At 47.2% G+C, this 5,241-nt stretch carries 6 protein-coding genes; all 6 read right to left on the reverse strand.

The window, feature by feature from the left end; all coding sequences use genetic code 11:
* The coding region (locus tag BN67_RS13870) for a DnaB-like helicase N-terminal domain-containing protein (RefSeq protein WP_280101221.1) at window positions 1-161 on the reverse strand (161 nt) is incomplete at its 3' end.
* Between the two features lie 22 nt (window positions 162-183).
* Window positions 184-1,002: a DNA adenine methylase gene (locus tag BN67_RS10290; RefSeq protein ID WP_019223994.1), complete on the reverse strand. Its 819-nt coding sequence runs from the start codon at window positions 1,000-1,002 to the stop codon at window positions 184-186.
* A 110-nt stretch (window positions 1,003-1,112) separates the two neighbouring features.
* Window positions 1,113-2,144 (reverse strand): phage late control D family protein, encoded by a 1,032-nt coding sequence (locus BN67_RS10295; protein ID WP_019223995.1) that lies wholly within the window; start codon window positions 2,142-2,144, stop codon window positions 1,113-1,115.
* Entirely contained in the window at window positions 2,135-2,389 is a 255-nt protein-coding gene (locus BN67_RS10300) for a tail protein X (protein ID WP_019223996.1), read from the reverse strand. The genes BN67_RS10295 and BN67_RS10300 overlap by 10 nt, the downstream gene beginning before the upstream one ends.
* Complete coding sequence (locus BN67_RS10305; RefSeq protein WP_019223997.1) at window positions 2,386-2,871, reverse strand: phage tail protein; 486 nt, start codon at window positions 2,869-2,871, stop codon at window positions 2,386-2,388. The genes BN67_RS10300 and BN67_RS10305 overlap by 4 nt, the downstream gene beginning before the upstream one ends.
* 31 nt (window positions 2,872-2,902) lie before the next feature.
* Entirely contained in the window at window positions 2,903-5,239 is a 2,337-nt protein-coding gene (locus BN67_RS10310) for a phage tail tape measure protein (protein ID WP_019223998.1), read from the reverse strand.
* Window positions 5,240-5,241: the final 2 nt, after the last annotated feature.

Below are 5,241 nucleotides of genomic sequence, written 5' to 3' on the forward strand. Positions count from 1 at the left end.
TCTGCTTTCAAAAAATCTGCAACACGATCAAGGGCATCATTATTAACAAGAATTGCTCCAAGCAATGCTTGTTCGGCTTCAATATTATGCGGGAGTTGCCGAATAGAAGAGAGCAAGCTGTCTCTTGAATTTTCCGTTTTTAGCCGGTTTACTTTTTCCATGTCTCTTTTCTCCTCTCCTTTGCTAAAAATCACAATTTGAGATGATGAGCTCTTGAGCCGGAGTCGGATTATTTGAAGAGCATGTATAAGATGTGGTGACCTCTTTTATCTTAAATGGGCTAAAGGTTTTGCGGATCTCGGGCACATCATTGAGAGACAGAAGAAACTTTCCCTTTAATTGTGCAAGCAGTGTGGACATCCTCTGATAATCCTCTCGCTTAAACAAATCCTTGCCATAGTAATCCTCAACACCCCAATAAGGCGGATCAAGGTAAAACAAGGTGTCCTTCCGGTCATAGCGCTTGATAAACTCAAACCAATCCAAATGTTCAATGGTCACACCCGCCAAACGACGGTAAATAAGCTTTAAGGAGGCTTCAAGTTTGAGACTATTAAACCGTGCACCGCGGTGTGGACTCACTCCAAACGTCTGTTTGGCCACTTTGCCACCAAAACTCAACCGCTGCAGATATAAAAAACGCAATGCCCGCTCTAAATCTGTCAGGCTCTTTGGATCTTGGGTGCGTAACCGTTCAAACGCCTCACGGCTACTCACTTGGAACTCCAACAGATCCACGAAAGGGTAATAATGCCGTTGCAACACCCGAAAAAAATTCACCACATCACCTGAACGATCATTGATCACTTCACATGAGGGGAGTAATTTTCTCCTAAAGAACACCCCACCCATTCCAACAAAAGGCTCTGCATAAGTGCAATGAGGAATGCCTTCAATGATTTTGATAAGGATCTTCGCCAACCTGGCTTTGCCACCAATATAAGCAGCAGCTGGTTCTATAGGATCAACCGATTTTAACTTTTCTTTATGAAGTATATCCATAATTTCTTAATACTCTTTCATCTATATTCGCCGTCTTCTCATTGCTTTTAGTGATAAGAAGTGGCTGCGATGTTATGTGAGTGTGCATCGGACGGGTCTGTTCGCAAAACTTAACCCCGTTGGCTGGGCAACCAGCCCAGCCTCTCTTCTGTATTGCTTTCCTTTCCCTTCTCTGGAGCCTCGAGAGTGATCTGTGTGGTGTATCCGCTTTGTTTCTCATAGCGGTGTGTGACGGTTGCAGCTTTCCATGGTCCATTGATTTCTTCACGGAACCCCTGCAGGAGCAGCGGTTGGTCCGCCATGATTTCTGGGCGTCCCTCAAGGGTCAAAGAACCACTGCCCACAGCACGGCAAAGCCTCTCCGACTCAGAAGCTGCTGCTGCTTGTGCTTCCCTCTTGCAAGGGTAGCAAGTCCGCAGACGGCGCACGGGACCCGTAAAACCTGTCTGATGTTTAACCTGACATTGCTGCCCTTGTGCGCGATCAAAATAAACAGCTTCAATGGTGCCGTATTGCGTGCGCGGCTCTAAGGTGAATTCCCAATTTGAGCAGTCGTGCTTATGAAGGGTGAGTGAAGGTAAATTGTCCCCGCTTAAAAATAAAAACTTATGGTCTTTGATCAAAAAACGTGCCTGCATACGATCCGCAAGACGCGTTAAAAAATCAACTGCCGACTGATCGGTTCTCACCACATAAGGAAGAGCTTGTTTGCTAAACTTGGGACTCACCTTTGCTTGATAACCATGGCGTTTGGCGAGTGTCTCGACAATCTCAGCAATGGTTTTGTGGTCAAAATGTTCACTCGCCTGTTCTTTAAGTTCTTTGCGCATCGAAGCGCTTTTGCCACAAAGGCGTAAAATCTCTCCATCACTCCCACCAATACTGACCACCGACTCGACAACAAAACGCCCCATAAAGGCATGGATGCTGTTTTGATAGCCAAAGGTAACCTGGAGTGCACTGTTGCTTGAAGGAATCTCTAAATCATGACCACTATCGTCAAACTCTGCTTCAAAGCTATCAGCTTCATTGCCTGCATGATCGGTGATCGTTGCCGTTAAAAGACGCTGATAAAAGACCTCATGAACAAGCTTCTCCCCTGCCTTTACTTCAATAAAGGGATGTGTACGTCTTAATCCCATAGCCTTTTCACCACACTGTTCTTCTCTTGGCTGACAAATTCGGGCAGAATGACTTTCAAGCCCCGTGGCAACAGAGCGCCATAGCCTGCAATCCCTGGATTGGCTTCCAAAGTAGCCTCACAGTAGCCCTTGAGAGCTCCAACTTGAGACCTGTCTCCTAACACCGCCATGGCATGTTGAAAGCAGATCAGATCAAGACTCATATCCTCTAACGCGACAACAAGGTGCTTTTCTGGGATCTTCATAGCGTTTCTCCCCCTTGGGAATATTGATCATATCCCACCTGGTATTGTCCCCCCTGATATTGTCCTTGTGGTTTGCCCCCTTCAAAAAACGGTAACAAACTGATGGCATAGCGAATACGCCCCGATTGACCAGAACGACTGATATAGTCATGGTCTTTCGTGATGCTGGTGATCACCACGGATCCATGCATGAGAGCACTATAGCTGTCATTATTCATCCAACGGATCATCTGAACCGGCTTGGCTCTTTTGATGGTGGTGGTAATGGCATCAAGAGCTGCACGGTCCCCAAACTCTTCTGGAAACAACACCCCGTGAATGGTTTTGGGATCATTGCCATAGCCGGTAAATTGCAAACTGGGAGACCTGCCAAAACGCTCTAGGCAAACCCATGAGGCGGAAAACTCTTCCTCAAAGGATTGGAAATTCAGCCAGTCCACATAAAAAAGATGGGGTCCTAACATCAGCAAAGGATCTCTCATAAGCTCCCTCCCCTCATTGTATTTCTCTCAATCATTCTGTTCCCCCATGCAGTGCATTGGCACGGGTGCGTTGCAGAGCATGAGCAACCGCACGACCCGTAGCAACAGGATCGCGTGCTCCATTGACATGCACTGTGACATTTTGATTATGCGTGATGGGGGAACGGTCTTTGTCTCTTTGCTCGCTGCCTGGTGAATTGACAGAAGAAGCCCCCGCAAACTGTGCTATAGGCTGAATTGCTGTTTTGCCTCCCAAAAAACTTGGCAAATAGTCTCTTACATCAATGGACCCAATCCACCCCTTTATACGGCTGGGCAAGGATTTACAAAAATCTGTCAATTGTGAGATAGTGCCCATAAAGCCATCAACAATCCAACCCGCTAAATCTTCCCCCGCTTGTTCCATACTGGCTTTGGCATCCTCAGAAAGCTTTTCGCGGGCAAAAAAGTGCCCCAACCATCCCCAGAAGTTGGAGAGGCTTTGCTTAAAACCCTCCCACAAACCAGCAAAGCTTTGGGAAACAGAGGAAAGTCCTTGTTTAAACTTTTGCCAAGCTTGAGAGAAGTCAAAGGCATTGGCGATGATGTTTTTCCATTTGCTGATGGTGGTGGTATCCGCACCAAAAAAACGCATGACGGCTTCAAAGGCATGCCCAAAAGCCCGTATTATTCCCCGTGCAAAGCCTTTAACAAAAGAAGAGAAACGGTCCCAGTATTTCCACAAAGCAAAACCAGCAGCAAGGATGACAGCAACAACAGCGGCAATGACCGCTCCGATCGGGGTAAAAATAGCCCCCACAACAGAAGCAATACCCGCCCCAATCACTTCGATGACTGTCCCGATCCAACCAAAAGAGGCAGCAAATGCACTTCCTGAGATCATAACGCCGCGAAACGCCGCCACCAGTAAAGTCATGGGGCGAAGAAGACGCAGCCCATTCCCACCAAAGCTTGCTGCCATTAAACCCAGCGAGCGCCCTGACGCGATGAGTGAACGCCAACTTGCTTGCAATGTGCGGCTCACAGCCCCCATCTTGATAAAAGAGGTGATCAATTGAAGAATCCCGAGGCGTGTTCCTGCAAAAGTAAAACGCAAAACACGCAGCGCAATATTAAAAGCCATTAGGGCGGCAATAGTTTTGATGATGACAGCCGTTAAAGTTGGGTGCGCATTCGCCCATGCCATAAGTCCATTAACAAAGCCCCCAACACTGTCCATGAGACTGTTCACAGGGGGCAACAAAACTTCACCAATGCTGATACCCAAAGCCACAATGCGATTTTGTAAGAGTTCAAATTGCCGCATGGCACCGGTTGCTTGTTTATCTGCCTCTTGTTCTACCGAGCCTTTAAAGACTTGTGGATCTTTGATATAATCTAAAGCTTGCCCTAACAATTCGGGGTTACCCACCAATTTGGCAAAATCGCCGATAAAATCCCGCCCCGCAATGGCAATCAGAGAACGCATCCCCTGTTCCGATTTGCCCAACACATGAAAAAAGCGCACCAAGGTACCGGTGGCATCCTTCTCCAAATCTTCCATAAATTTTTGGCGGGAAAGCCCAATATTGGTAAAAGCATCTTCAATATGTTTACCCCCTGCCTGAATACGGGCGCTCATCGTATTAAAACCACGCGCTGCACTCTCTGGGATAATCCCTGCTGAAATCATCGCTGTACCAAAGGCTGCGGTTTCACGCGCTGTCAGCTTAAACATGGTGGCAGCTCCGGTGGCACGATTGGTAAAATCAGAAACCTCACTCGCCTTGGCTGCCATATGGTTGGAGAGATGGTTGATGGCATCCCCTAAATCTTCAATCCCTGCTTGATTAAGCTTAAAGACATTGCGCAATTTGGCAAAGCGTTCCCCAATCTGATCCCCCGTCATATCAAAAGCAACCGCTGCTTTAGCAGCGTAAATGCTAAAAGCCTCGAGATCTTTCTCACCAATCCCTGCTTGGCTGGCACTGGTCATCAATTCTAAGACTTCACGAGCTGCTAGAGGAATTTTTCTGGAGGTTTCCAAAGCAAAACGGCGCAATTCTTTTAAGCGATCAAGGGGGGCATCGAGAACCTTTTCCAAACCCTTCATCGATTGGTCAAATTGCATGGCTTTATAAAGAGGAGCAATCAAGGTTGCTGTTTGAGCAAGAGCACCAACCATGCGACCACGCGCATGGTTAAAAGCATTTTCTGCATCGGCTGTAGCGTCCTTTAGATGCTCAAGCTCAAACCACCCTTTAAAATGCTTGCGTGTTTGGTGTTGGAAATGCGCAACATCAGCACTAAAAGCTTTCAGGTCTCGCTTGGCTGAGGCGATCCCCTCTTGCAGATGATTCACAAAACGCACAACAAGGGAAACATCCATGA

Origin of the sequence: Bartonella rattaustraliani AUST/NH4 (assembly GCF_000312565.1) — a bacterium.
GTDB lineage: Bacteria > Pseudomonadota > Alphaproteobacteria > Rhizobiales > Rhizobiaceae > Bartonella > Bartonella rattaustraliani.